Source organism: Microbulbifer maximicatervae (SeqCode), assembly GCF_052467305.1.
Window position 1 is genome coordinate 2,488,751 of record NZ_CP174306.1, and the last position, 26,829, is coordinate 2,515,579.

The window sequence follows — 26,829 nt, forward strand, 5'->3', positions numbered from 1 at the left end:
GCCAATTAATTAATAATCCAATGACCCCCAAAATAAAAAAGGCCCCCAATGGGGCCTTCTCGAACTCAACTAGCTCAGCAATTATGCATTTAGAGCTTTAAACTCGCGTCTACGACGGTGCAGAACCGGCTCGGTATAACCATTCGGCTGGGCACAACCTTCGAATACCAGCTCACAAGCAGCCTGGAAGGCAACGCTCTTATCAAAGTTCGGTGCCATATCGTTATAATTGGAGTCGCCGGCATTCTGGCGGTCTACCACAGCAGCCATACGCTCCATGGTTTCACGCACTTGCTTTTCGCTAACGATACCCTGCTTGAGCCAGTTGGCGATATGCTGAGAGGAAATTCTCAGGGTTGCACGGTCTTCCATCAGGCCTACATCATTGATATCCGGCACCTTGGAGCAACCCACGCCCTGCTCTACCCAGCGTACTACATAGCCGAGAATACCTTGGGCATTGTTGTCCAACTCAAGCTGGATATCTTTAGCACTCCAGTTGGTTTCAGCCGCTACCGGAACTGTCAGAATATCTTCCAGCTTGGCATGATGGCGATGTTGAATCTCTTCCTGGCGGCGATTCACATCCACTTTGTGGTAGTGCAAGGCATGCAAGGTAGCAGCCGTGGGCGACGGTACCCACGCCGTATTGGCACCGGCCATTGGGTGGGCCAACTTAGCGTGCATCATGGCTGACATCTGGTCTGGAATTGGCCACATGCCTTTACCAATTTGCGCTCTGCCTTTCAGGCCACTGTTCAGGCCAACATCCACATTCCATTCTTCGTAGGCGTTAATCCATGTGGATTGCTTCATATCACCCTTGCGAATCATGGGGCCCGCAAGCATGGAAGTATGGATCTCGTCACCGGTGCGATCGAGGAAGCCAGTATTAATAAAGACTACACGCTCTTTCGCTTCGGCAATACAAGCTTTGAGGTTCACAGTGGTGCGACGCTCTTCGTCCATAATGCCCATTTTTACTGTGTAACGGGGCAGATCGAGCGCATCTTCGATTCGGTTAAACAGAGTATTGGCGAAAGCCACTTCCTCCGGGCCGTGCATCTTTGGTTTTACGATATAGATACTGCCTTCACGGGAATTCTTGATCGGGCTCTCACCACGGAGGTCATGCAAAGCGATCAAGCTGGTGATCATGCCGTCGAGAATCCCTTCGGGGATTTCCTGGCCATCGCCGAACAGCACTGCATCGTTGGTCATCAGGTGGCCGACGTTGCGTACAAACATCAGACTGCGCCCCGGCAAGGTAACCTGGTTGCCATTCGGGGAGGTGTATTCACGATCTGCATTGAGCTTACGCTCAAAGGACTTACCGCCTTTGCTAATGATTTCCTTCAGGTCACCCTTCATCAGACCGAGCCAGTTGCGGTAAACCACTACCTTATCTTCAGCATCGACAGCCGCTACCGAATCTTCGCAATCCATAATGGTGGTCAGCGCAGATTCCATTAGCACATCTTTCACACCGGCATCATCGGTTTTGCCGATGGGGCTCTCGCGATCCACCTGGATCTCAAAGTGCAAACCGTGCTGCTTCAGCAGGATGCTGGAGGGCTCTTCACTGTCACCCAAATAACCAATAAACTGCTTGGCATCTTTTAAGGTGGCGATGTCGCCATTGGCCTGTACCACTTCTAGCAGCGAGCCATTGATGCGGTATTGCACCGCCTCAGCATGACTGCCACAGGTAAGCGGGGCCGACTGATCGAGGAAGTTGCGTGCATATTCGATCACTTTAGCGCCGCGAACCGGGTTGTATTCCGTACCTTTTTCCGCGCCACCCTCTTCACTGATCACATCAGTACCGTAAAGTGCGTCGTAAAGGCTGCCCCAGCGCGCGTTTGCCGCATTGAGCGCGTAGCGTGCATTCATTACCGGCACAACCAGCTGAGGTCCCGCCAGGATGGCGATCTCTTCATCGACATTTTCGGTAGTTGCGCTGAATTCAGCAGGCTCGTCGGCGAGGTAGCCGATCTCTCGCAGGAAAGTCTGATAGCCTTCCAGATCGCGGAAACCTTCGGGGTTGTCCGTGTGCCAGCGATCCAGGGTCTCCTGCAGTTCATCGCGTTTTTCCAGCAAGGCGCGGTTTACCGGAGCCAGATCGTGGACAATAGATTCCAATTTGGCCCAGAAAGCTTCGGCGCTAACTCCAGTTCCTGGAATCACTTCTTCGCAAACCAGGTTATATAGTTCTGGCGCGATTTGCAGATCGCCGATTTGGACTCGTTCCGTCATACCCAGGGCCTCTCATCAGATTGTTGGAATAGCGGCATTCTAAACAGCCATTTCCACATACCGCTAATTTATAGACACAATTCCCACTATTCATAGATCGAATTTTTATGAAGAAGTGGCTGATGTGCGATTGCTCGGACAAAACCACGCAGACACATCACCTTACTGCAACATCGTTACAAAGCGCGGCCAATATCGAGAATTAAACGGCGCAGCCAGCGGTGCGGGGCGCTCTGTTGCAACAGCGGGCTCCAAGCCATTTTTAACTCCAAGTTGGGAATATCCAGTGGCGGATCACGCCTCACCACGCGGGGATTATCACTGGCCAGTTGGGCCAAGCGAGTGGGCACCGTTACGATTAGATCGCTCTGTTCAGCCAGCAGCATAGCTACCTGGTAGTGACGGGTGAAAACGGAGATATCCCGCTTCTCTCCCAAACGACCTATGGCCTCATCCACCCAGCCCAAGCGCTGTACATCTTCCGGGTTAACTCCGACACCCACCCCCATACCGGTCTTGCTCACCCAGATATGCTGGGCTTCTAGGTAGCTCTGCAGATTGTAATCCCGGAGTATCGGGTTATCGGCGCGCATCACACAGGAGAAGCTGTCGCGCCATACGGTGGCCTGGTGAAAGCTCTGCGGCATGCTGTCAAAGCGGTTGATCACCATATCCACTTTGCCCTGCTCTACATCCACAAAGCTCACATCACTGGGCGTCATGATATCCAGGCTGATACCCGGAGCGTCATCCCGAAGCTGCTTCAACAGCGGCGGTATCAGGGTGGACTCGGCGTAGTCACTGGCCATAATGCGGAAGGTGCGGCGGGTATTGGCGGGGTCAAAATCCCGATTTGGCTGGATAACCCGATCAATGGAGGAGAGTGCTTCACGCACCATCGGCTGCAATTCCAAAGCCCTTTCCGTGGGCATCATGCCCTCACGGGTGCGCACCAGCAACGGATCGTCAAACAGTTCCCGCAGGCGCTTCAAGCCATTACTCATGGCCGGCTGGGACAGTCCCAGGTAATTGGCTGCACGGGTCACATTGCGTTCGCGCAGCAGCACATCGAGGTAAACCAGCAGGTTCAGGTCAGCTCTTTCCAGTTGCATACATCTATTCGCCAAATCGATAGTGAAAATAAAATCAATAAATTAGGCAAATTATGCCACTCCTCCTAAGATACTCAACACCTAATCGCAGTCACCGTTTAAGGATTTACAGTCATGTCCACTTACACTCAAGACATCGACGCGGTAGCAAAGCTCCGTGAAAGCCATGGCAGCTCCTGGGACGCCATCGATCCCGAATCTGTTGCCCGTATGCGTGCCCAGAACAAATTCAAGCACGGCCTGGATATCGCCAAGTACACCGCTGATATCATGCGCGCCGACATGGAAAACTACGACAAGGACACGTCCAAGTACACCCAGTCCCTGGGTTGCTGGCACGGTTTCATCGGTCAGCAGAAGATGATTTCTATTAAGAAGCACTTCGAAGGCAACACTGACCGCCGCTACTTGTACCTGTCCGGCTGGATGGTTGCCGCTCTGCGCAGCGAATTCGGTCCTCTGCCCGACCAGTCCATGCACGAAAAAACTTCCGTAGCTGCTCTGATCGAAGAGCTCTACACCTTCCTGCGCCAGGCTGATGCCCGCGAACTGAACGACCTGTTCCGCGAAGTGGACGCCGCTCGCGAAGCTGGCGATAAAGAAGCTGAGAAAGCTGCACAGGACAAGATCGACAACCACAAGACTCACATTGTACCGATCATCGCCGACATCGATGCAGGTTTCGGTAACGCCGAAGCAACTTACCTGCTGGCCAAGAAAATGATCGAAGCGGGTGCTTGCTGTATCCAAATCGAAAACCAGGTTTCTGACGAGAAGCAGTGTGGTCACCAGGACGGTAAAGTAACCGTTCCTCACGAAGACTTCCTGGCCAAGATCCGCGCAGTTCGCTACGCGTTCCTGGAACTGGGCGTAGACAACGGTGTTATCGTTGCCCGTACCGACTCCCTGGGCGCTGGCCTGACCAAGCAAATCGCTGTAACCAATAAGCCGGGTGACCTGGGTGACCAGTACAACTCCTTCCTGGATTGCGAAGAAATCGATGCTTCCGAGCTGGCCAACGGCGACGTAATCATCAACCGCGAAGGCAAGCTGCTGCGTCCTAAGCGTCTGGCTTCCAACCTGTTCCAGTTCCGCAAGGGCACTGGCGAAGCGCGCTGCATCCTGGACAGCATCACCTCTTTGCAGAACGGTGCAGACCTGATCTGGATCGAAACCGAGAAGCCTCACGTTCGCCAGATCGGCGGCATGATGGACGAAATCCGCAAAGTCGTTCCCGATGCGAAGCTGGTTTACAACAACAGCCCGTCCTTCAACTGGACCCTGAACTTCCGCCAGCAGGTATTCGATGCTTGGTCCGAAGAAGGTAAAGACGTATCCGCATACGACCGCGCCAACCTGATGAGCGCCGAGTACGACGACTCTGAGCTGTCTGCAGCGGCCGACGAGAAGATCCGTACCTTCCAGGCCGACGCAGCTCGCGAAGCTGGTATCTTCCACCACCTGATCACTCTGCCGACTTACCACACTGCGGCCCTGTCTACCGACAACCTGGCCAAAGAGTACTTCGGTGAGCAAGGTATGCTGGGCTATGTGAAAGGCGTACAGCGCAAAGAGATCCGCCAGAGCATCGCCTGCGTTAAGCACCAGAACATGGCTGGTTCCGACATCGGCGACGACCACAAAGAATACTTTGCTGGTGATGCTGCCCTGAAGGCTGGTGGTAAAGACAACACCATGAACCAGTTCGGTTAATCGACCGGTACGGTTTCAGTAAATTTGAGGCGGCACTTGCCGCCTCTTTTTTTGAACCTATTGGGTTCATCTCAAAGCACCGCAAGTTTGCCTATGCTTTGATCTCTGCAATTTTTATTACTTGGGCCGCTACTGCGGCCCTTTTTTATTCCGAAACTGAACTACTCCGGTTCTTTCCCTCGCAAAGACAACTCCTCGGCTAGCCTTAAAGCACCCTCGTTGAAATTCGCGCATCATGAGCGATCAAAATTTAATTCTGATATTCAATTGCGGCAGCTCGTCAGTGAAGTTTTCCGTGCTGGACCCAGATTCGGGTGCAGAACATCTTGCTGGTATCGCGGAAGCCCTTGGCACCCCCAAAGCCAAACTGAAGTGGCACTATCAAGGAACAGAAGACTCCCATCGGCTCGCGCTGGATAGCGACCACGCGGCGGTAATTAATGAGCTGGTAACACAGTTTGACCGAGCCTGGTCAGAGTTACAGGACGGGTTAAAAGCGATAGGTCACCGAGTCGTCCATGGCGGCGAGCATTTCTCCAGCTCCGTTCTGATCAATCAGAAGGTGATGGCCTGTATCGAAGAGTGCTGTGACTTGGCCCCCTTGCATAACCCCGCTGCTCTCAAGGGGATCTACGCCGCCCTCGATGCATTCCCCCAACTCCCCCAAGTCGCCGTTTTTGATACCGCCTTTCATCAGCAAATGCCGAAGTATGCGTATCTATACGGGCTCCCCTACCCACTGTACGAAGAGCACAAGATCCGCCGCTATGGCATGCATGGCAGTAGCTATCAGTACATTGGCGAGCGGTGCGCCGAACTACTGGGAAAACAGACGGCTGAACTCAATATCATTGCTGCCCACCTCGGTGGCGGCGCCTCTATTTGCGCCATCAAACAGGGTTGCAGTGTAGATACAAGCATGGGGCTTACACCTCTTGAAGGACTGGTAATGGGGAGTCGCTGCGGCGATCTGGACCCGGGAATACTCCTCTACTTACAGCAAGCGCTGGGATATACCCAAGCCTCACTTGAGCAGCTGCTAAATAGAGAAAGCGGTATGTTGGGCATATCCACCCTGAGCAGTGATTGCCGCGCACTGGAGCAAGCTGCCGAGAAAGATCATCAGGGAGCCAAACTCGCCCTGGAAATATTCTGTTACCGCCTGGCCAAATATATTGCTGCTTACACCATCCCCTTGGGTAGCGTCGATGCTTTGGTATTCACAGGCGGTATCGGGGAGAACTCCTCCGGGGTGCGAAGCCGGACCATCGAATGGCTCAAACCCTTAGGTTACCAGCTCAACCCCGAAGCCAATCAGAAAACCAAGTCGCAAGTGGAGGGCTTAATCTCTGCGCAGGAAACTCCCAACATCCTGGTAATCCCCACTAAGGAAGACTGGATTATTGCCCGAGATACATCGCGCTTGGTGCAGTCTTAAACATGCTGCGACACAGTAACGCCAGAACCCTGATGCTGGTTCCCCTGGAAGCGGGGGCCGGCATCACCTCTGTAAGCCTGGGTTTAATTCGGGCGCTAGACCGAAAAAGTATTGAGCTTCAATTTTTTAAACCCGTCGCCGAACCCCCACCACCAGACGGCACTATAGAGCGCACCACCGAAATCTTGCGGCAAACATCCAACCTGGCCATCCCCAGCTCGCTGAGTGCCGAATATGCGGACTCGATGGTATCCACCGGAAAAATGGCGGATTTACTGGAAGAGATTCTCGCCCGCTTCAGACGAATCTCGGCGAAGGCTGAAGTTAATGTAATCGAAGGCGTGCTACCCAGCCGCGACAATCCCGTGACTAACCAGCTGAATTATCAAATTGCCAAAACCCTAGATGCGGAAGTGGTACTCGTCGCCTGTCCATCTCCCGGTGCCAGCGATTCAATCAAGCAACTTCGCGAGAGACTGGAATTTGCCGTTCGTCTTTATGGCGGCGAGGATGCAAAGCGCGTAGTGGGCTGCATCATCAATAAAGTGGGTCTGCCAGCGGAAATTATGGATACTCCCGGAGCTCATTTAATTGGACTGCATTCACAACTGGAATCTAGCAAAGAAAGCCCCCCTAGTCTGACCCCTGAGATACTTTCAAAGCAGATTCCACTGCGTATTGTCGGTTTTATTCCCTGGAATGCAGAACTGCTCTCCCCCCGTGCACTCGACCTGGCGCGGCACTTTAACGCAAAGATACTCAATAAAGGAGAGCTGGAAACACGCAGGTTGCATACCGTCACTTTCTGCTCCCGCTCACTGCCCAATATGTTGAGAAGATTTAAGCCTGGGGCCATGCTGGTAACTTCTGCCGATAGGCCCGATGTGGTTGTGGGCGCATGTTTAGCCGTGATGAATGGAGTCAAAATTGGATGCCTGCTATTAACCGGCGGCTACCATTTGGACAAAGCCATTTTGAAGCTGTGCACCCCGGCCATGGAAACAGGCCTACCCATTTTACTGGTGCCTTCCAATACCTGGCACACGGTGATGTCACTGCAGACTTTTAATTTGCGCACCCCATCAGATGACAGAAATCGCGTGGACCGGGTGCAGGAATTTTTCGCCAGTCGCCTGGATGAGGAGTGGGTGGAATCACTGAGCCAACAAAGTGAAATCCCCAAACGCCTTTCACCCCCGGCATTCCGCTACCACCTCACGGAACTGGCCCGGCGCCGCACTATGCGGATTGTCCTACCCGAAGGAACCGAACCCCGCACCATTCGCGCCGCCCAGCTCTGCCTGGAGAGAGAGATTGCACACCCGGTTTTACTGGGCGAAGAAAAAGATATTTTCAAAATTGCTGAGCAGCAGGGGTTAAAGCTCAATAAAAAGTTGGAAATTGTCGATCCCAAGGCGGTGAGGGCACACTATGTGGAGCCCATGGTTGCCCTGCGTAAAAACAAGGGACTCACTCAAGTAGTGGCACTTGAGCAGCTACAGGATAATGTGGTTCTCGGAACCATGATGTTGGCATTGGGTGAAGTGGATGGACTGGTGTCCGGCGCTATTCACACAACAGCCAATACCATTCGGCCCGCCCTGCAACTGATCAAAACCGCCCCGGATGAAGAGCTGGTTTCCTCGATATTTTTTATGCTGCTCCCTGAACAGGTACTGGTCTACGGAGATTGCGCGATCAATCCCGATCCCGATGCACAGCAACTCGCCGCTATAGCCATTCAATCAGCAGATTCTGCAGCGGCATTTGGTATAGAACCCCGAGTCGCAATGATCAGTTACTCCACCGGCACATCCGGCAGCGGCAGCGATGTCGATAAAGTCCGCGAGGCCACCCAGCTGGCCAAACAGAAGAGACCGCAGCTAATTATTGATGGCCCCCTTCAATACGATGCCGCCTTAATCCGCAATGTCGCTGCCCAAAAAGCCCCGCACAGCCCCGTGGCCGGCAGGGCCACAGTTTTTATCTTTCCCGACCTGAATACCGGCAACACTACCTACAAAGCCGTTCAACGCAGCGCTGACTTAGTGAGTATTGGGCCAATGTTGCAGGGATTGCGCAAGCCGGTTAACGACCTATCACGGGGCGCACTCGTGGATGATATTGTGTATACCATTGCCCTCACCGCCATCCAGGCCCAGGGCAAACTTCACTAATTTTATTTACTCACGGCGCAGGGGCCTTCGCTGGTCGATATACTCTTGTAACGCGGCCGCAACGGTATAGGCTTCCAGCCTGTGCTCATAGGTCTCTGTATGATCGTACCCCATTCGCTGTAAGCAGCGCTGGATATAGTCGGCACTTGAGGATTTATCGTGCCAGACCCGACGACCTTTAAAAATATTGGCCAACACTTTCCACCAACTTTTATCGGCGGAGCGCAAGTGCTGTAAGGCTACCGCTAGCAGGGCTTCCTCATCAGAGAAATCGGTACCCAGTGGATAGTGAGGCAGTTCCGCCAGGCATTTTTCGTCATTGAATACACTGGCGAGGTGTTCAGGTGTGTTTTTATTAAAACTCTCGGGAATCGAAAAGCTTTTTTCTATCTTCCCCGCGTGCTTGGCCTGCTCTAGCAATACAGCTTGAAAGCGGGTATCACAGATACTGAGCATGGCCACCATTACATCCCGGTCTGTTTTACCACGCAAATCGACTGCGCCATATTCCGTCACAACCACATCGCGCAAATGCCGGGGAATGGTCGTGTGAGGATATTCCCACACAATATTACTCTCGCAGATACCATCGCGCATTCGCACACTGGGGAGCGCAATAATGGATCGGGCCCCAGGCAAGTCCCAAGCCTGGGCGACAAAGTTATATTGCCCTCCCACCCCACTCACCACGTGGTTATCCACCAAGGCATCCGAGACAACCGCTCCCCCAAGAGTCACCATCATGGCCGAATTTACAAAGCGCGCATGCTGTCGCTGCGCCAGCTTTAGGTCTCTTTGGGATTGGAGGTCATTGGTAAAACTGATGTCAATCATATCGAGACCTGCACCCTCCTTAGGGTCTAGATCCCGCAACTCTCGATACATAAGTTCCGGCCCCAGATAGAAGCCGCCATGTAACCAGATCCCCCCAGCGATCTTTTTATTCAGGCAACTACCAATTAGACGGCGGCGCCCATGTTCGCTGTGAAGATCACACTCCTCTTCTTCACCATCAGGAGTCAGCAACTTATGGCCCCGCCAACTGTAGCTGGGGTCCACAATGCCAAGCTGCTGTAAAAAATCTGTATCTGCCACGGTTAAAGGGCAACTGATACGGCCAGCATTCTTTAATGCAAGCAGCGTTTCTTCCTGCACAGTATCAGTAATCTGATCGCTATCGAGCAGATGTTGAATTGTCACATCAGCGTAGACTCTACGGGTCAGAACCCCCGCTCTGCGCAAATGGAGAAAACCGTGGGGCACCATTTCACTGGCCCCATAAAGGCCCCGCTTAAAGGTGCCAGTACATAGAGGCAGTTCCTCTCGGTAGCGCTTAGCATCCTCTTCCACCAAGTCATCCAGAATCCGGCAAAAGAGGGCGTTTTCCTTATGCCTCAAGCGCAGTACATGGCAAACCGCATCTCCCAGGGCGCCGATACCTACTTGAAGGGTTCCTCCATCTTCAACCAGACTGGCGATATGGTAGGCGATGCTGTATTCGGTAAAGGTTACTGGCAGGGCCGGAGCCGCAAACAGCGGCGTATCAAAAGTTTCGCCTTTCAGCAAAAAGTCAAAAGCACTGGCCGGTAGCTCACTGCTTCCATGGATATAGGGCAGCTGTGTATTTACTTCACCCAATAAAAACAGGGGGTAGTCCTTGCGCTGAGCAGCCAGCTTTAGAACAGGCAGTGTCAGGTCTGGGTTGCAACTTAAACTGAACTTACCTCCACACTCTGAAGGCGCCACCATTTGCGCAATAACGTTAACCCCCCGACTGATCAGCTCACCGGGTACCTGGGTATAATTTGCACTCACGTAGTGTTGCTGCGCATAGTTGTTGCCAAGCAGCGAACCGGGCTCCATAAAGAATTCAATAACCTGGATATTACCTGGCAGGTGCCCTTTCCTCCTCGCGGGAACATAAGCAAGGTCTTGGTATTGACTGTAATGGGTATCCAGAAGTGGCTGGATAAAGCGCCGGGAAATATCACTATCCCCACGGGGGCGCTCCAGCGTCAGGGCCGTAAATATCGTCAGAGAAATCGTATGATCTTCTGCCGCTCGAGCGTATAGCGTATTAGCGAAATGGTTTGCCTTACCAAGCCCCAGCGGTAATGCCAGAACTATTTTCTTGCCGACGACTTCTAAAAGCTTATCGACACATTCCTCGGCACTGGTAAAGCTCTCTGGAGAATTCTTGTGCGCAGATTCCATCGGAGGTAGCTTTCCTCAAACCTTATTGGACTGTGCCCGCACACCCACCCAAGTGCTCAAAGTGATCCACCTGAATTGCCTTCTCCACAGCATCCGCTGCATCGTAGAGTATCTCAGCCTCTTCATCGCTGATTAGATTTTTCTTTAACCCTTCTTCCACGCTATCCCTGCTCAGGTTGCGAATACCGCCTTTTTTTAATTTTTCACGAGCCCGCTCGGAAGCGCATACCCGATCAAACGCCTGCTCAACAATATCCACTCCATCCCCGGGAGTTCCGAGAAAGACTCCACTCGTCAGCCGGTCGCGAGTCGCCGACGGCGTCAACAGTAATTCCGCACAGGCCTTGGCTTGCCGATCCGATGCGGTGTGGACACTGTGACCCCAAGGCATGGTGAGGAAGTGCATTACTTGGCCAATAAATGGCCGGGGGAAATTTTGAAACACCTCCAACAAGTTGACTTCGATCTTATGCAATCCATCTCGCATGGCAAATTCCAGCAGAGGGAGGTCATCCTTAGGGTTGCCATCATCATAAAAGCGCTTCAGGGTGCAGCTGAGCAGATACAGCTGACTCAAGACATCGCCCAATCGGGAAGAAATCAATTCTTTTCGCTTGAGTTCTCCTCCCAGGGTCATCAAGGAAAATTCGGTGACCAGAGATAGCACCGCCGAATACCGATTCAATTGCCGGTAGTACTTAGCGGCGTGCCCTACGTTGCGAGGGCTGCTGGCAAACAAGCCCACCGTCCAGCCGTGAAAAATACCCCGACACAGGGTTTTGAATTGAAACCACATATGCTTGGGCAGCAACTTATCCAGTTCGTCCAAACCCGCTTCATGATCCGGATTTTCTGCCGCCAACATTTCCTGCAAGATATAGGGGTGACAGCGAATTGCGCCCTGACCAAAGATCATCAAACTGCGAGTGAGAAGATTGGCCCCCTCTACCGTAATTGCTACCGGTATCGCTCGATAAACATTACCCAGGTAATTTAATGGACCATCCATAATGGCCTTGCCCGCATGAATATCCATTGCATCAATAATGGCCTGGCGTAGACCACAAGTAGCATTGGCTTTCATAATTGCGGTGATCACCGCTGGCTTTCGCCCCTCATCCAGGGCACGGGTAGTCGTTTTATGGGCGCTGTCCAATACAAAGGCGATAGAAGCAATTTCAGCCAAGCGGCGTTGCACGCCTTCAAAGCGGCCAACGGGCACATTAAATTGCTCTCGAACCCGGGCGTAAGCGCCGGTCATGCGCGCGGCCATTTTTGCCCCACCGGTAGACAGGGATGGCAGAGAAATTCCTCGGCCTGCGGCAAGGGCACTCATCAGCATCTCCCAACCTTTGCCGACATTCTCCTCGCCGCCAATAATCCAATCCATGGGCATAAAAACATCTTTTCCCCAGTTGGGCCCATTCTGAAATGCTTGCAGCGCTGGGAGATGCCTCTGACCAATGGAAACTCCCGGTGTATCTGTGGGCACCAGGGCAACCGTAATACCCAGCTCTTCTTCATCGCCGAGAATATGGTCCGGGTCATAGAGTTTGAAGGCCAAACCTAACACCGTAGCTATCGGGCCCAAGGTGATATAGCGCTTGTGCCAATTAACACGCATACCAAGGACCTTTTCGCCTTGATATTCGCCGTAACAGACTACGCCACGGTCAATCATAGATGCCGCATCAGATCCGGCCTCCGGACTGGTCAGCGCAAAGCAGGGAATATCAGTGCCATCTGCCAGACGTGGCAAATAGTAGTCCTTTTGCTCTTGCGTACCGTGAGCCAGTAGCAGCTCTCCCGGGCCCAATGAGTTAGGCACCATTACTGTGACACCCACACAGGTACTGCGGGTGGTAATTTTGGTCACTATCTCCGCATGAGCTGTCGGGGAAAAGCCAAGGCCGCCATATTTCTTGGGAATAATAATGCCAAAAAAGCGATTTTTCCGAAGGAAATCCCAAACATGCTCCGGAATATTGCGATCCACATAGCTAATTTGCCAATCGTTGATCATTCGGCACAGCTCTTCGACTGGTCCCTCCAGGAAAGCCTGCTCCTCTTCATTGAGCGCAGGTGGCCCCATCCCCAACAATTGATCCCAATGTGGTTTACCTGACAATAACTCAGCGTCCCACCAAACTTCACCCGCTTCCATCGCCTCCCTTTCTGTTTCAGAAATTGGCGGAAGTACCCGTTTAATAATTTTTAAAAGAGGCGCGGTAAAGAATTTTTTGCGCAATTCGCTCATTTTCACCTTCCATAGCGGCAGCCGTTGCAACAAACGCTGCCAATTCCCGCAGGGTCGAGAGAGTCATCAATGCACAATAATAGGAGACGTTTGATTGCAGGTAAGAATTCACTGAAGAAATCCATGCCCCTACCCGGATAGACATTTTATTTTTCAACAAAACCGGCGTTGTTTTTTTTAGGGCCATTGAAAAGTTATTGAGATTAGCTTTTTCTCACTCCGTCCACAGCAATTCGTATTGTGAGACTCCCTCACCCCCTTTCAATTAAATAACCATTTTTCCAGGGACTTAGCCTTATAACTTTTTGAAAGGGAAAGAAAAATAAACAAGGATTTTGACATGAAGCGATTAACGGCAATATCTCTCACCAGCATCAGCCTGATGCTCCCTTCATTAATTTACGCAGATCTTATCGGCGAAGCACCGCGCTTAGACCCTGCAGATAGGATTAGCCAGGATGAAATTTCCCAAGGACAACTTCACCTCGACGAAATACGTGAAGCGGGGCTGATTATTTTCAGCACGCCTTTCAATCGTTACGACGGCTTTGGTGATGGCCCTCACGATTTTTCTGAACCGGACAACCACTCCCCCACCGGAGGTAACAGGCCCACTCTGCAAGGTAATGGCACATTTTTGCGGGTCAATGGACTCGATGCGCAAAATTGCCTGGAGTGCCACACCGTTATCAGCAATCGAACAACGCCACCCAGATTGGGCATTGGCGGAGGTGGAGGATTCGGAACCAGCGTATTATTCCGTCCCGCCAACATCGATGTTATCGATGAAAATTTTGACGGTATCGCAGAGTTTGATGGGCGGCTGATTAATCCTGTATTTTTATTTGGCGCTGGGGGGATTGAATTGGTTGGTCGTGAGATGACCCATGAATTACAAAATCTTAAACAACACGCCCTCAACAACCCCGGCACCATCGTTGAGCTGGAAACAAAATCAGTCAGTTTTGGGAGCATCATTGCCGACGAGTACGGCAATTTGGATACAACCAATGTCGAAGGCGTCGAGCACGATTTGGTTGTCAGGCCATTTGGTCGAAAAGGTGACAACGCCTCAGTCAGGGAGTTCGATGTCTCCGCCTTGGCATTTCACATGGGGATGCAGGCCTCGGAAGCCTTTGGCGGAGCAACAGCAGATGCTGATAATGACGGAGTCGTCAACGAAATCACCGTTGGGGACTTATCCGCACTGAGTATCTTTATTACCACCCTGGAACCACCTTTCGATATCGATGACAGAGAACACCGTGACGGCCGGAGGCTTTTCTCCGATATTGGCTGCGCCGACTGCCACCGCCCAACGATGGCCACCCAGAGAAGGACCCTCCCTTATAAACTTACCGGCTCTCCAGAAACTCCCTTTGAAGACATTTTTTACGAAGTGGACCTCACCAAGCAACCGACAAATTTTCGCCAAACCCGCAATGGCGGAATAGAGGTCGCGATGTTCTCTGATCTCAAGCGCCACGACATGGGCGAGGGGCTGGCTGAGAACGCCTTCTTCCAAACAGACCAGCAAAACCGTGAGTTTATTACCGCACGCCTTTGGGGAGTGGCCGATACCGCACCCTATTTACACGACGGCAGAGCCACTACGTTGGCAGAAGCCATTTTTCTCCACGACAGCCCCGGAAGCGAGGCCAGTAATGCAGCACAGAATTTCAAGTATTTAAGTGAAAATGATCAGAATAAGATCTTGGCATTTTTGATGTCCCTGAGAATGCCGGAGAACCCCGCTGATGATCTAATTGATCCCCACTGAGTTGATTCTCAACAACTGGCAGCGCTTTTGGGCTGCCAGTTTCCAGACCCAATGGACTTACTGGCGCTTTTAAGTCAGTGCCTTACCCGCCACAATCACACCGTTGTTATCCGCGTAGAGGTACTCCCCCGGGCGGAAATCCACTCCGGCAAAGCCCACCGCCAGGTCTCTTTCACCAATTCCCTTTTTTTCTGTTTTCATTGGATGGCTACCAAGTGCCTGCACCCCCAAGTCCAGTTCCGCGATTTCATCTACATCGCGAATGCAGCCATACATCAGGATACCTTCCCAACCGTTGGCAACCGCCTTTTCTGCCAACATATCGCCAAGACAAGCCCGCCGCATAGATCCACCGGCATCTACTACCAAAACCTTGCCTTGCCCCGGTTCAGCCACCAGTTCTCGCACCAGGGAGTTATCTTCAAAACATTTGATAGTGACAATCTGCCCACCAAAACGATCTCGGCCACCGTAATTGATAAACATAGGATCAACTACTCGCACCTCATCAGGGTAGGCATCACATAAATCGGGGGTTGACTTGAGCATCAATATTCTCGCAGCAATCTATGGAAGAGAAGGATAATAGCGGGAAAAAAGTAGAAGAGCTAAGAGGCAAATAAATACCGGGTATCACCACGATGGATAATACCCGGCCAAGCCTTCGCTGCCACGAAATTGAAACTAGTGTGTTACACGAACCGGTGTGCCTACACGCACATGCTGATAGAACTTTCTCGCCATATGTGGGGGCATACGTACACAACCATGAGAAGCGGGATAGCCGGGCACGTGGCCAGAGGCATGCAGACCGATACCGCCATTAAAACGAATGTAATTATTCATTTTTGCACCGCGATACACAGTACCCGCAGGGCGACGATGCTTTCGAGTATTTACATTCGATCTCACGACTCTGCCAGTGCGTCTATCAACAAAACTGCCATAAATAGACGAGCGGTGATAAGGGTGTTTGGACAACACACGAAAATGTCCGGGGCGTGTGCTGTAACCGCGCTTCCCCGAAGAAATACGGGAGACACCAACTAATTTCCCACCTTTATACAGATATGCGCGCTGCTCACTTAAATCAATTCTAATTGATGGACTACCACCCCTGGCTGCGGCGCGATCATCAAACCAATTAGATGCGCGTGGCTTTGCATCTGCCGGTGGCGCTGCCATTAAAGCCATAAGGCACATCATCAAAAAGACATGAAGTATGGGGATTTGAAACTGTCTACTCGTTTGCATAGCTCACCTCACCGAGTCTGGGTACCCTGCCCTGAATCCAACAGATAAACAGTCTGTCGGTAATTTTCAGGTGCGCGCCAGTGGGGCCAGGGCCCACGGCGAACATTTTTACGGAGCACATTGCGCAATCTGTTTTTCGATTTACACGCAACCTTAAGACTCTTCCGATTCTATTGAGGCGAGCGGAAAGATTTAGAATGAATTCTTCTGTGTGGATCAGCTGATAGAGGTTTGTATTTTTTGGGTAATGTGTCGTTTAAATTTTTCAAACACAATTAGCAGAACAAAATCAGGTGTTTCCGGATTTAACTGCAACAACGGACTCATTTTCCACCAAGGCAAACACCGCTTCAGCAGAAAAATTACAGTTAAATATAGCGAGGGAATAATTGGGAAAGCGGCCCACAATTGGGCCGCTTTAGGAGGAAAATTAACCTTCCTCGTTGGCCAGGAATAGCCAGGTATCTACTGCGGTATCCGGGTTCAGGGACACACTGTCGATCCCCTCATCCATCAACCAGCGGGCGAAGTCTTTATGGTCAGAAGGACCCTGACCACAAATACCTACATATTTACCCGCTTTCTTACAGGCTTGGATCGCCCTGGAAAGCAGTGCCTTGACCGCTGGGTTGCGCTCATCAAACAAATCGGCAACCAGTCCGGAGTCGCGGTCCAGACCAAGCGTTAGCTGGGTCAGGTCATTGGAACCGATGGAAAAGCCATCAAAGTGCTGTAGGAAGTCTTCCGCCAGCAAAGCGTTGGACGGCAGTTCGCACATCATAATGACCTTAAGGCCACCTTCTCCACGGCGCAGGCCGTTTTCAGCCAGCAGACCGACTACTTCCTCAGCTTCTTCCGGGGTGCGAACGAAGGGCACCATGATTTCCACATTGGTCAGTCCCATTTCATCGCGGACTTTCTTCAGTGCACGGCACTCCAGGGCAAAGCACTGGCGGAAATCTTCAGAGCGGTAGCGAGCTGCACCACGGAAGCCCAGCATTGGGTTTTCTTCGCTTGGCTCGTACAACTGGCCACCCACAAGGTGCGCATACTCATTAGATTTAAAGTCGGACAAGCGTACGATGACGCGATTCGGTGCGAAGGCTGCAGCCAAGGTAGCGATGCCTTCCACCAGTTTTTCGACAATAAAGTCTTCTGGTGAATCGTATCCACCGATACGCTCGCGAATATTCTGCTGCAGGTCTTCCGGTAGGTTATCCAGTTCGAGCAGTGCTTTCGGGTGAATACCGATCATGCGGTTGAGGATAAACTCGAGGCGCGCAAGGCCAACGCCCTGGTTCGGCAGATGGCTGAAAGCGAATGCTCGATCCGGGTTGCCCACGTTCAACATAATTTTGAACGGCAGCTCCGGCATTTCCCCAACTTCAGTTTCCTCGCGCTGGAACTCCAGCTCTCCACCCATTACAAAACCGGTGTCGCCTTCCGCACAGGAAACAGTTACCGGGGTGCCGGTTTCCAGCAGCTCGGTTGCATTACCACAACCTACTACTGCGGGGATGCCCAGTTCACGGGCGATAATTGCCGCGTGACAAGTACGGCCGCCGCGATTGGTAACAATAGCACTCGCTTTTTTCAGGACCGGCTCCCAATCCGGGTCGGTCATATCGGTAACCAGGACTTCACCATCCTGCATCAGCGCCATATCTTCTACGGATTCAAGCTTGCGAACGGGGCCCGCGCCAATGCGCTGGCCGATTGCGCGGCCTTCACATAGAACGTCACTGCGTTCCTGCAAGCTGTAGCGCTCAATGCTGGTTCCCTGATCGCGGGAGCGTACAGTTTCCGGGCGTGCCTGTACGATAAACAACTTACCGCTGTCGCCGTCTTTGGCCCACTCGATATCCATCGGGCGTCCGTAGTGCTCTTCAATCTTGCGGGCCTGGATTGCCAGGTCTGTCAGCTCTGCATCGCTGAGGGCAAAGCGCTGACGGTCTTCGTCTGCCACCGGGATAGTTTTTACGGAACGACCACATTCACCGCTCTCGTCGTAAACCATCTTGATCGCTTTACTGCCGCGATTGCGGCGCAGAATCGCAGGACGGCCCGCATCCAGGGCTGGCTTGTAGAGGTAAAATTCGTCCGGGTTAACTGCACCTTGAACAACGGTTTCGCCCAAACCAAAGGCAGCGGTGATAAAGATCACATCGCGGAAGCCACTCTCTGTGTCCAGGGTAAACATCACACCCGCTGCACCAGTCTCACTGCGCACCATGTGCTGGATACCGGCAGACAGGGCAACGCCCACATCCGCATAACCGGTGTGCACGCGGTAGGCGATAGCACGATCGTTGTAGAGGGAAGCAAAAACTTCTTTTACTGCCTTCAATACAGCGTCGATACCGCGGATATTCAGGAAGGTCTCCTGCTGACCAGCGAAGGACGCATCCGGCAAGTCTTCGGCGGTTGCAGAGGAGCGAACTGCAACAGCAGTTTCCGCACCACCCAGGGCCTCATAGCCCTCGCGAATCTCTTTTTCCAGCTGCTCGGGGAACGGAGTCTGTAAAATCCAGTTGCGGATTTCATCTCCCGCCTGGGCCAGCTCGGTGACATTACCAACATCCAATCCTTGCAAACGCTCGGCTATACGCTGCTCCAGCTGTTCGTGAGCCAGGAAAGCCCTAAAGGCTTCTGCGGTGGTAGCGAAGCCACCGGGTACGCTCACGCCGGCACCGGCGAGAGAGGAGATCATCTCGCCCAGTGATGCGTTCTTGCCGCCGACTTTGTCGACATCGGCCATGCCCAGTTTTGCGAAGTCGATCGTGAAGTTCGTCAAGTGAAGGCCCTCTAAAATTCAGGTTGAGTGGCGGCAGATTATAAGGATGAGTTTTGTAAAAAATAGCCCGTAAAAATTGGCCAAAATGTTGTAAATTTTCTACAAAAATTGCAAAACGCCAGAATAAAAGACCTTTGCCCCATTCCTCCCCTACAATAGCCCCCTCACGCCGACAAACTGAGAACAAACATGGCAAAAGACAAGCGCACGGCTTTTTTTATCTCCGATGGAACCGGTCTCACCGTCGAAGCGATTGGCCACAGCCTACTCGCACAGTTCCGCGATCAACAAGTTGAGCAGGTCACGCTTCCCTATATCGACTCCGCCGAAAAAGTTAAACAGGCCCTGCAACGCATAGAAAAAGCAGCCGATGAATCCGGTTTACAGCCGATCATTATTACCAGCATTGTTTCCGACAAGATCCGGGAACAGCTGCACCAAAGCTCTGCGCTGATGCTCGATATCTTCGAGAACTACCTCACGCCACTGGCCAATCTGTTTAACCGAGATCCAGCGCAGATGGTCAACGTCTCTCACGGCATTGACGACAACCGCCGCTACACCGACCGGATTGATGCAGTGCACTTCGCCATGGACAATGACGATGGCCGCAGAGTCAGCGAATTCCAGCAAGCCGATGTGATCCTGTTGGGCGTTTCCCGCTCCGGCAAAACGCCTACCTGCTTGTACCTGGCACTCCAGTTTGGCCTGCGCGCGGCAAACTACCCCATCACAGAAGAGGATATGGACTCCACCACCCTGCCCAAGATCCTGCGCCCGTTTCGCAACAAGCTATTTGGCCTGACAATCGAGCCCGAGCGCCTGATGCAAATTAGACAGGAAAGGCGCGCCAACAGCCGCTACGCTTCTAAGGAACAATGTGAATTCGAGGTGCGCCAAGTTGAGCAAATGCTGAGGCGGGCCCAGGTGCCTTTCCTCAATGCAACCCAACTTTCGGTGGAGGAACTCGCCACCCGCCTGATGTCTCAGGCCGGTATTGAGCGCAGGATTGACTAAAGAGCCACACACCCTTTAATTGCCGCCGCAAAATGTGTAGTGTGCGCCGTCTTCCGGACTGCTGTAGCTTGATATGCAAATTGTCTCTCTGCCCTACTCATTAAACACGCCCGCTGCATTTGCGGCGATAGCGGATTTACCTATCCCCGTTTGGCTCGACAGCGGTCGACCTCTCGCGGAGGGTGGGCGCTATGACATCATTAGTGCCGACCCGATAAATACCCTCGAGTTAAGTGCCGACACGCCCGAGCCATTTGCCCGGCTGGATGACCTGGCGTGCGAACTCTGCCCTCAGGACAGGGACTCACAACTGCCTTTTTGCGGCGGGGTTATTGGTTACGCTGGCTATGAACTCGGTGTAGAGGGCAATTATCTGCCGGCAGATATGCGCCCTACGGACTTGCCCGCAGGCTTTTTCGGGCTCTACACATGGGCCTTTATTGCCGACCACCAACTGGGTAGCAATCACCTGGTTTTCCACCCCGCCTGCCCCCCACAGCAAGTTCGCGAATTGATACAGCGATTTAAAGCTATCAATTGGGAGACTCCGCTTACACCCGGAGACTTCCGGCTGCTTTCACCATTTGAGCACGAACTGAGTGCAGATGATTATCGGGCACAAATTGAGCAGATATTGGAATATATCGCCGCCGGCGATATCTATCAGGCAAACTTTACCCAGCGTTTCAGGGCCCCCTACAGCGGCGATCTGCTAACAGCTTACCTGGCATTGCGCTCTCAAGCTGCCGGTCCCTTTTCTGCTTATATGGCCCTGCCCCATGGCAGCCTGCTCAGTATGTCGCCGGAGCGATTTATCCGAGCTGATGGCGCCAGTTTACGCACGGAACCGATTAAAGGCACTGCAGCAAGACACGCTGACAAGATGGCAGATCAGCGCGCCGCCTTCTCGCTGCAGAGAAGCCCCAAGGACCGGGCGGAAAATCTGATGATCGTCGATTTACTGCGCAATGATTTGAGCAAGCTGTGTCGCAGTGGCACCGTACGTGTTCCCGAGCTATTCCAATTGGCAAGCTTTGCCAATGTCCACCACTTGGTCAGCGTAGTAACTGGTGAGCTACCCGAAGAGTCAGTTTATAGCGAATTACTCGAAGCTTGTTTCCCCGGCGGGTCTATCACAGGTGCTCCAAAGCGACGCTCAATGGAAGTGATCCGGGAGCTGGAATCCAGTCCCCGGGGGATTTATTGCGGCAGTATTGGCTACATCAGCAGCTGCGGCCGCGCTGACACCAATATCGCCATCCGGACCTTCAGTGCCAACGATGGACATCTAACCTGCGCGGCAGGTGGTGGGATCGTTGCAGATTCCGATCCCACCTCAGAGCATCAGGAGTGCTTGGCCAAGGTGCGCTTACTACTGGAAACAACTGAACAATTTTTGCAGTAGGTATCAAACTGCCGAAAAGCGACCAAAAATTAGCCTGTTTTGGCGCCTTTTGTAGCATCACTACAAATTTTAGTTATAAAGGTATCGGCGATTGATATTTCAAAGTTATTAGGGGTTCTGATAGATTCAGTCCATCTTGCCTTTAATGGCATTGCACTGGATCAAGGAAATTATCGTGAAGATCACACTGGTCAAGAAAATTCTCGCCGACGGCTCGCCCTGCGCCAAGTGTCGCGACGTTGAAGAAAAGCTGGAAGAAAATGGCCAAATGCAATTTATCGACCAGACACTTATCGCCGACCTGCGTGACCCGCAAAGCCCGGGTTTACAGCTGGCTCAGCAGTACAAGGTGGAGCGAGCGCCCTTCTTTGTCGTAGAGCGCGAAGGTAAGGAAGCAGAAATTTTTACTGTTTACTTCAAGTTCGCCAAAGAAGTGCTGCGCCCCCTGATCGAGATGGAGGCTTCATAGCCTCCATCCCTTACCTTTATTTCGGCACTCCCCCTTCAACAGCACCTCTAGTAAACCGGCAACTCCATATCGGCGAACAGCGCATCGACCTCAGAACGGGATGTCGCCTGTGCCGCTTGGTCAATCAGCTCACGGCTGAGATGGGGGGCAAATTGCTGGATAAACTCATACATAAAGCCCCGCAAGAAAATCCCCTTACGGAAGCCAATTTTCGTAACACTCGATTCAAATAGATCACTGGCATCGAGAGCCACAAGGTCCTCATCTTCGCCATCAACGGCCATATCAGCCACAATGCCAATTCCCAATCCCAGACGCACGTAAGTTTTGATTACATCAGCATCGGCGGCGGTAAAGACTACCTTAGGTGACAACCCTTTCTCCAAGAAAGCTTCATCTAACTTGGAGCGGCCGGTAAACCCAAATACATAAGTAACTATCGGGTACTTCGCCACGTCCTCAAGGGATAGCTTACTCACCTGGCAAAGCGGGTGATCTTTCGGTACCAGAATGCAGCGGTTCCAGCGGTAGACAGGCATCATCACCAAATCGCTGAAAAGCTCCAGAGCTTCGGTAGCGATAGCAAAGTCTGCAGTGCCATCTGCCGCCATCTCAGAAATTTGCATAGGGGTTCCCTGATGCATGTGCAGGGAAACCTCCGGATAACGACCTATAAACAACTTAATAATCGGGGGCAAGGCATAGCGCGCCTGGGTGTGAGTGGTAGCTACAGCGAGACTACCTTTTTTATCATTGCTGAACTCTTGCGCAACCTGTTTGATATTCTCCACTTTGCGCATAATTTCGCCGGCAGTCTTTAAGATTGCCTCCCCTGCCGGGGTCACCCTCGTGAGATGCTTGCCACTGCGCGCAAAGATTTCTACGCCAAGCTCATCCTCCAGAAGGCGAATTTGTTTACTGATTCCCGGCTGGGAGGTATAGAGGCTCTGCGCTGTAGCAGAAACATTGAGGTCGTGATGTGCCACTTCCCAGATATATCTCAACTGCTGCAGCTTCATAGATCCTCCCTTTCATTAAGTTCGCTCATGGCCGAGAGCGAGTAATACCATTTTTTGATCGATAGTTATAAAAACTATCTTGAGTTATACGAGAAAAGAATAGCAGTGAATCAAAGCCAGGGCCAATGGACGGTTGAATATCCGTGGTAGAGACGAAAGTGTCAATCAACTTTGGGGGATCCCGGACTTTCTGTCGGCTTTATTTTCTAATAATTAGAGCTAAGCCTCTCGGATGAGGACCGGGAAAAGTTCAAACATTATCGGCATAGAGAGCACTGAGTGATAACGTACACCTTTATCACTTTTGAACTTTTTATACCTCTGCATTTGCGATTCCATGAGGAACATGGCCCGTAGCCACATGCTCACCTGCAGAAACACAGTGACTAGGCTGATCATCAAAAAAGACATCGGCGCCAAAAGCCCGCAGGAACTCACCTTTAGGAAGCCCGCCGAGAAAAACTGACTCATCCACTCTAATATCCCAGGCGCGCAATGTCCTGATGACCCGCTCATGGGCCGGAGCGGAACGTGCCGTTACCAAAGCCGTTCGTATCGGGCAGGTATCCATCTCAAATTCAGCCTGCAACCTCTGCAAAGCTTCAAGGAACCCCTTAAAGGGCCCTCCCCCCAGTGGCTTCTGTGCTGAGGCACGCTCTGCCTCAGTAAAAGCAGCCAGGCCTTCCGTTTTGTAGACTCGCTCAGCCTCATCAGAGAAGATTACCGCATCACCGTCAAAGGCAAATCGCAACACATCATCACGATATTCGCGACTTCCTCCGGCAACCAAGGTTGCCGCAGCAACCCCCTGCTCCAACGCTTGGCGGACATCTACACCATCAGCAGACAAAAACAGGTTGCATCCAAATGGGCCAATATAACGGTAAGGGCTCCCACCATTACAAAAGGCCGCACGAGTAATATTGAGTCCATAGTGCTCTATCGAGTTAAATACCCTTAATCCGGTATCGGCACTATTCCTTGATAGCAGGATCACCTCCACCCGTGGCTCCCCGCCAAGAAGCTCATTGATCTTTAGAAACTTCTCAACCAGAGGGAATGCGTCCCCTTTTTCCAGAACATCGTTCTCACGCTCAACTTGATAATGAGAAAAGGCGTGCAATCCCTGCTCCTCAAAAACCTTGTGGCTATCGCTAAGGTTAAACAGAGCGCGAGAGGAAATAGCGATTACTAACTTATCTGGACGCACAGCCATTAGAGAGCCTCTACATCGTTAATCCACCGACACCGCAGCTTCACTGAGGGCAGTGAGAGTCTACGACAAATCTCAAACTTATATTCCACAAATTGAGCGATATGTACAGATAAGAATGCCAACCCTTCCCGAGATTACCTCCATAGCGCTGCACAAGTGTCCAGGGAGTCAAAGTTGCTTTGACTGCGGGATTAAGACGATGGAGCAAAACATTTCAAAACTCGAAATTGAAACAGCCCCAAACTACCGCGTGCATTTTTCTACAGTAAAGTTTTGGTAGAGTTAATATCCACCCCCGTCAAATTCAGAAAGGATTAATACTTTAATCCTTTAGTTTGACAACCCCTTAAAGAACCCAGATTAATACACCCCTTCAAACTTAACAAACATATAGCACCCTCTTCATGCAAATTGAATTAAATTGAAGAATTTCGCACCAGAAACAAACAAAAATAACAAAACCACAGAAAGATTTACCGTTTAAATACAACTCAAAAAAAGTTTGCCACTCAGAAAAAGCTATAAACTAACCAATTAAAACCCATCAAATAACCAAAGTTGCAAATATCTGAATTCGTGACATACACATCAAAAAAACAATTTGAGCTTTCAAGTTTACATCCACTACAAAAAAATTATTGTCAGGAATAACAACAAGGGATATCGTTATTTCGCCTGACAACGGCAAACAACCCCCAAGAAAATTTTGCACATAAACTCCATACAGCTCTCAGCTCATAGCGCGAGATATTCTTGGGGTGTGATTCAATTGGCCGCTTAACCAGACAGCATTAACTACTGAGCGTTTAATTTATGCTCCCGGTTAACTATGGCCATTAAATTATAATCATAAAGAGAATTACTTAATGAAATATTTGTTAGGAGCCGCTAGCACACTCGCACTCGCTATTAGCGCCCAAGCGGCGGAGCGTATTAATGTCACACCAGAGTTACTTTCCAATCAGTCCCTAGCCTCAATCGCTGGCTCAGATATGAAGCTGGAAAAGGTTCGCGAGCGCACGCTCGCCAACGGGAGAACGGTTGCCCGATATCGGCAAACTCACAAAGGCATACCCGTTTGGGGGAGAACCATAACCAGTTCCAGGCAAGGCTTAACTGAAAAAGTGAAAGGCCACGTACTCTCAGGCCTAGAGTTGGAGGTACCTACCGCCCGCGCAACGATTGATGCCGATAATGCTATTGATCGAGCCATGAACCATCAGCTGAATCTGCGCACTCAGGATGGTGACAGTAAAAAAGCTCTCTCAATGTCGTCCATGCGCTTCAACGCACAAAACCAGAAAAAAGAGCTCTATGTCTATGTCGATGAAAACGACCAGGCGCGATTAGCTTATTTGGTTAACTGGGTCGAATACGGAGATGAGCCGAGCAGACCGTTCTATTTTGTAGACGCACTTACTGGTGAAGTTATCAAACAATGGGACGGCCTTGCCTTCCAGGATGCCACAGGCCCCGGTGGCAATGAAAAAACCGGGCTTTATGAATATGGAACAGACTTCCCTGCCCTCGAAGTTGACAATAACTGCTCCATGAACACTGCTAACGTAGAAACCGTGGATTTAAATCACGGTACAAGCGGAGGTAGCGTTTTCTCCTTCACCTGTCCGGAAAATGATTACAAAGAAATCAATGGCGCTTATTCTCCATTGAATGATGCCCACTTCTTCGGCAACGTCGTCTTCAATATGTACAGTGACTGGTATGGAACATCGCCCCTCACACAAAAATTGAGAATGCGAGTTCACTACAGCAACAACTACGAGAACGCCTTCTGGGATGGCAGCCAAATGACATTTGGTGATGGCTTCACAACCTTCCACCCACTTGTCAGCTTGGATGTATCCTCTCATGAGGTGAGCCATGGCTTTACTGAGCAAAACTCCAACCTGACCTACGCCAACCAATCCGGCGGCATAAACGAAGCCTTCTCTGACATGGCCGGTGAAGCTGCCGAGTTCTACATGAAGGGCACTAACGACTGGATGGTGGGGGCCGATATATACAAGGCTGATGGCGCTCTTCGCTATATGGATGACCCCACCAAAGATGGCAGATCCATTGGCCATGCTTCCGACTACTATAGCGGCATGGACGTGCACTACAGCTCCGGCGTATTCAACCGGGCTTTCTACCTGATCGCCAACTCAAGCGGCTGGAACACCCAAACTGCTTTCGATATCTTTGTGCTTGCTAACCAAACTTATTGGAATCAAAGCACTGATTACATTGAAGGTGCTTGCGGAGCCCTGTCAGCTACTGAAGATCTCGGATACGATACTGCAACAGTAATCGCAGCGTTCGACACCGTAGGGGTATCTACCAGTAACTGTGGCGATGATGGCGGTTCAAACTCAGAAGGCTGGGAAGAAACCAACTTATCAGGCCGCCGCAACAGCTGGCAGCACTTCACCCTGGATGTACCATCAGGCTCATCATCTTTGACTGTCGAAATGCTCGGTGGCAATGGCGATGCCGATTTGTACGTTCGTTATGGTGCCACCCCAACCACCGACAACTGGGATTGTCGCCCTTACGTAAACGGCAATAATGAATTCTGTAGCTTTAGCAATCCAGCTGCAGGTACCTGGCACATCAGTGTACAGGGCTATATTTCGTACAGAGGCGTAACTCTTTCCGCCCAGAGCCAATAATATTTAAGGCCGGTGCCGACACATTAGTGTGTCGGC

General features: G+C 51.5%; 18 protein-coding genes. 8 read left to right on the forward strand and 10 right to left on the reverse strand.

Annotated elements, in window-relative coordinates:
- Positions 1 to 81 precede the first annotated feature (81 nt).
- On the reverse strand, positions 82 to 2,256 hold the full coding sequence (locus ACJJI4_RS10940) for a malate synthase G (protein WP_444928093.1): 2,175 nt from the start codon (positions 2,254 to 2,256) through the stop codon (positions 82 to 84).
- 176 nt (positions 2,257 to 2,432) lie between these two features.
- Complete coding sequence (locus ACJJI4_RS10945; RefSeq protein ID WP_108733532.1) at positions 2,433 to 3,368, reverse strand: LysR family transcriptional regulator; 936 nt, start codon at positions 3,366 to 3,368, stop codon at positions 2,433 to 2,435.
- A 114-nt stretch (positions 3,369 to 3,482) separates the two neighbouring features.
- Between ACJJI4_RS10945 and ACJJI4_RS10950 the strand changes: the two genes are divergently transcribed.
- The 3 genes from ACJJI4_RS10950 (at position 3,483) to pta (ending at position 8,696) form a co-directional block, all read left to right on the forward strand.
- Positions 3,483 to 5,081 carry an isocitrate lyase gene (locus tag ACJJI4_RS10950; RefSeq protein WP_282932507.1) on the forward strand — a complete coding sequence of 533 codons (1,599 nt, stop codon included), beginning with the start codon at positions 3,483 to 3,485 and terminating at the stop codon, positions 5,079 to 5,081.
- A gap of 235 nt (positions 5,082 to 5,316) precedes the next feature.
- Positions 5,317 to 6,519, forward strand: a complete 1,203-nt coding sequence (locus ACJJI4_RS10955; protein ID WP_444928094.1) for an acetate/propionate family kinase — start codon at positions 5,317 to 5,319, stop codon at positions 6,517 to 6,519.
- Between the two features lie 2 nt (positions 6,520 to 6,521).
- Entirely contained in the window at positions 6,522 to 8,696 is a 2,175-nt protein-coding gene (pta, locus tag ACJJI4_RS10960) for a phosphate acetyltransferase (protein ID WP_444928095.1), read from the forward strand.
- 6 nt (positions 8,697 to 8,702) lie between these two features.
- On the opposite strand, the gene ACJJI4_RS10965 is transcribed toward pta, so the two are convergent.
- From ACJJI4_RS10965 to ACJJI4_RS10975, 3 genes are read right to left on the reverse strand one after another with little or no spacing between them, the layout of a single operon-like run.
- A complete protein-coding gene (locus ACJJI4_RS10965; RefSeq protein WP_444928096.1) occupies positions 8,703 to 10,910 on the reverse strand; it encodes an acetyl-CoA hydrolase/transferase C-terminal domain-containing protein in 2,208 nt (735 codons plus the stop codon).
- Between the two features lie 22 nt (positions 10,911 to 10,932).
- On the reverse strand, positions 10,933 to 13,167 hold the full coding sequence (locus ACJJI4_RS10970; protein WP_413662260.1) for an acyl-CoA dehydrogenase: 2,235 nt from the start codon (positions 13,165 to 13,167) through the stop codon (positions 10,933 to 10,935).
- Positions 13,115 to 13,354 (reverse strand): hypothetical protein, encoded by a 240-nt coding sequence (locus ACJJI4_RS10975; protein WP_444913998.1) that lies wholly within the window; start codon positions 13,352 to 13,354, stop codon positions 13,115 to 13,117. Before ACJJI4_RS10975 ends, ACJJI4_RS10970 begins: the two co-directional genes overlap by 53 nt.
- Before the next feature lie 153 nt (positions 13,355 to 13,507).
- Here ACJJI4_RS10975 and ACJJI4_RS10980 point away from each other — a divergent pair, with 153 nt between their 5' ends.
- The gene (locus tag ACJJI4_RS10980) at positions 13,508 to 14,947 is read left to right on the forward strand and encodes a di-heme oxidoredictase family protein (protein ID WP_444928097.1); all 1,440 of its coding nucleotides are present in this window, start codon (positions 13,508 to 13,510) and stop codon (positions 14,945 to 14,947) included.
- A gap of 69 nt (positions 14,948 to 15,016) precedes the next feature.
- Here the strand turns inward: ACJJI4_RS10980 and rraA are convergent, their stop codons facing one another.
- The 3 genes from rraA to ppsA form a co-directional block, all read right to left on the reverse strand.
- Positions 15,017 to 15,496, reverse strand: a complete 480-nt coding sequence (gene rraA, locus ACJJI4_RS10985) for a ribonuclease E activity regulator RraA (protein ID WP_444928098.1) — start codon at positions 15,494 to 15,496, stop codon at positions 15,017 to 15,019.
- 135 nt (positions 15,497 to 15,631) lie between these two features.
- A complete protein-coding gene (locus tag ACJJI4_RS10990; RefSeq protein ID WP_444928099.1) occupies positions 15,632 to 16,201 on the reverse strand; it encodes a L,D-transpeptidase family protein in 570 nt (189 codons plus the stop codon).
- A 430-nt stretch (positions 16,202 to 16,631) separates the two neighbouring features.
- On the reverse strand, positions 16,632 to 18,995 hold the full coding sequence (gene ppsA, locus ACJJI4_RS10995) for a phosphoenolpyruvate synthase (protein ID WP_444928100.1): 2,364 nt from the start codon (positions 18,993 to 18,995) through the stop codon (positions 16,632 to 16,634).
- A gap of 189 nt (positions 18,996 to 19,184) precedes the next feature.
- Here ppsA and ppsR point away from each other — a divergent pair, with 189 nt between their 5' ends.
- The 3 genes from ppsR to ACJJI4_RS11010 all read left to right on the forward strand — a co-directional run bounded on the left by ppsR (position 19,185) and on the right by ACJJI4_RS11010 (position 21,886).
- Positions 19,185 to 20,012 (forward strand): phosphoenolpyruvate synthetase regulatory kinase/phosphorylase PpsR, encoded by an 828-nt coding sequence (ppsR, locus tag ACJJI4_RS11000; protein ID WP_444928101.1) that lies wholly within the window; start codon positions 19,185 to 19,187, stop codon positions 20,010 to 20,012.
- Between the two features lie 73 nt (positions 20,013 to 20,085).
- On the forward strand, positions 20,086 to 21,417 hold the full coding sequence (gene pabB / locus ACJJI4_RS11005; RefSeq protein ID WP_444928102.1) for an aminodeoxychorismate synthase component I: 1,332 nt from the start codon (positions 20,086 to 20,088) through the stop codon (positions 21,415 to 21,417).
- 175 nt (positions 21,418 to 21,592) lie between these two features.
- Positions 21,593 to 21,886 carry a hypothetical protein gene (locus tag ACJJI4_RS11010; protein WP_444893650.1) on the forward strand — a complete coding sequence of 98 codons (294 nt, stop codon included), beginning with the start codon at positions 21,593 to 21,595 and terminating at the stop codon, positions 21,884 to 21,886.
- 47 nt (positions 21,887 to 21,933) lie between these two features.
- Here the strand turns inward: ACJJI4_RS11010 and cysB are convergent, their stop codons facing one another.
- Complete coding sequence (gene cysB, locus ACJJI4_RS11015; protein ID WP_282932493.1) at positions 21,934 to 22,905, reverse strand: HTH-type transcriptional regulator CysB; 972 nt, start codon at positions 22,903 to 22,905, stop codon at positions 21,934 to 21,936.
- Between the two features lie 313 nt (positions 22,906 to 23,218).
- Entirely contained in the window at positions 23,219 to 24,121 is a 903-nt protein-coding gene (locus ACJJI4_RS11020; RefSeq protein ID WP_444928103.1) for a 5'-nucleotidase, read from the reverse strand.
- 866 nt (positions 24,122 to 24,987) lie between these two features.
- On the opposite strand from ACJJI4_RS11020, the gene ACJJI4_RS11025 reads away from it, so the two are divergent.
- Positions 24,988 to 26,793, forward strand: coding sequence for a M4 family metallopeptidase (locus tag ACJJI4_RS11025; RefSeq protein ID WP_444928104.1), 1,806 nt, complete (start codon positions 24,988 to 24,990; stop codon positions 26,791 to 26,793).
- The last annotated feature ends 36 nt before the right edge of the window (positions 26,794 to 26,829 follow it).

Bases quoted from the DNA above. Each gene is read 5' to 3' on its own strand.
- ACJJI4_RS10945 (WP_108733532.1), bottom strand. From the start codon at position 3,368: ATGCAACTGGAAAGAGCTGACCTGAACCTGCTGGTTTACCTCGATGTG.
- ACJJI4_RS11020 (WP_444928103.1), bottom strand. From the start codon at position 24,121: ATGGCTGTGCGTCCAGATAAGTTAGTAATCGCTATTTCCTCTCGCGCT.
- pta (WP_444928095.1), top strand. From the start codon at position 6,522: ATGCTGCGACACAGTAACGCCAGAACCCTGATGCTGGTTCCCCTGGAA.
- ACJJI4_RS10975 (WP_444913998.1), bottom strand. From the start codon at position 13,354: ATGGCCCTAAAAAAAACAACGCCGGTTTTGTTGAAAAATAAAATGTCT.
- ACJJI4_RS10955 (WP_444928094.1), top strand. From the start codon at position 5,317: ATGAGCGATCAAAATTTAATTCTGATATTCAATTGCGGCAGCTCGTCA.
- ACJJI4_RS10970 (WP_413662260.1), bottom strand. From the start codon at position 13,167: ATGAGCGAATTGCGCAAAAAATTCTTTACCGCGCCTCTTTTAAAAATT.
- ACJJI4_RS10990 (WP_444928099.1), bottom strand. From the start codon at position 16,201: ATGCAAACGAGTAGACAGTTTCAAATCCCCATACTTCATGTCTTTTTG.
- pabB (WP_444928102.1), top strand. From the start codon at position 20,086: ATGCAAATTGTCTCTCTGCCCTACTCATTAAACACGCCCGCTGCATTT.
- ACJJI4_RS10940 (WP_444928093.1), bottom strand. From the start codon at position 2,256: ATGACGGAACGAGTCCAAATCGGCGATCTGCAAATCGCGCCAGAACTA.
- ACJJI4_RS11025 (WP_444928104.1), top strand. From the start codon at position 24,988: ATGAAATATTTGTTAGGAGCCGCTAGCACACTCGCACTCGCTATTAGC.
- cysB (WP_282932493.1), bottom strand. From the start codon at position 22,905: ATGAAGCTGCAGCAGTTGAGATATATCTGGGAAGTGGCACATCACGAC.
- ACJJI4_RS10965 (WP_444928096.1), bottom strand. From the start codon at position 10,910: ATGGAATCTGCGCACAAGAATTCTCCAGAGAGCTTTACCAGTGCCGAG.
- rraA (WP_444928098.1), bottom strand. From the start codon at position 15,496: ATGCTCAAGTCAACCCCCGATTTATGTGATGCCTACCCTGATGAGGTG.
- ppsR (WP_444928101.1), top strand. From the start codon at position 19,185: ATGGCAAAAGACAAGCGCACGGCTTTTTTTATCTCCGATGGAACCGGT.
- ACJJI4_RS10950 (WP_282932507.1), top strand. From the start codon at position 3,483: ATGTCCACTTACACTCAAGACATCGACGCGGTAGCAAAGCTCCGTGAA.
- ACJJI4_RS10980 (WP_444928097.1), top strand. From the start codon at position 13,508: ATGAAGCGATTAACGGCAATATCTCTCACCAGCATCAGCCTGATGCTC.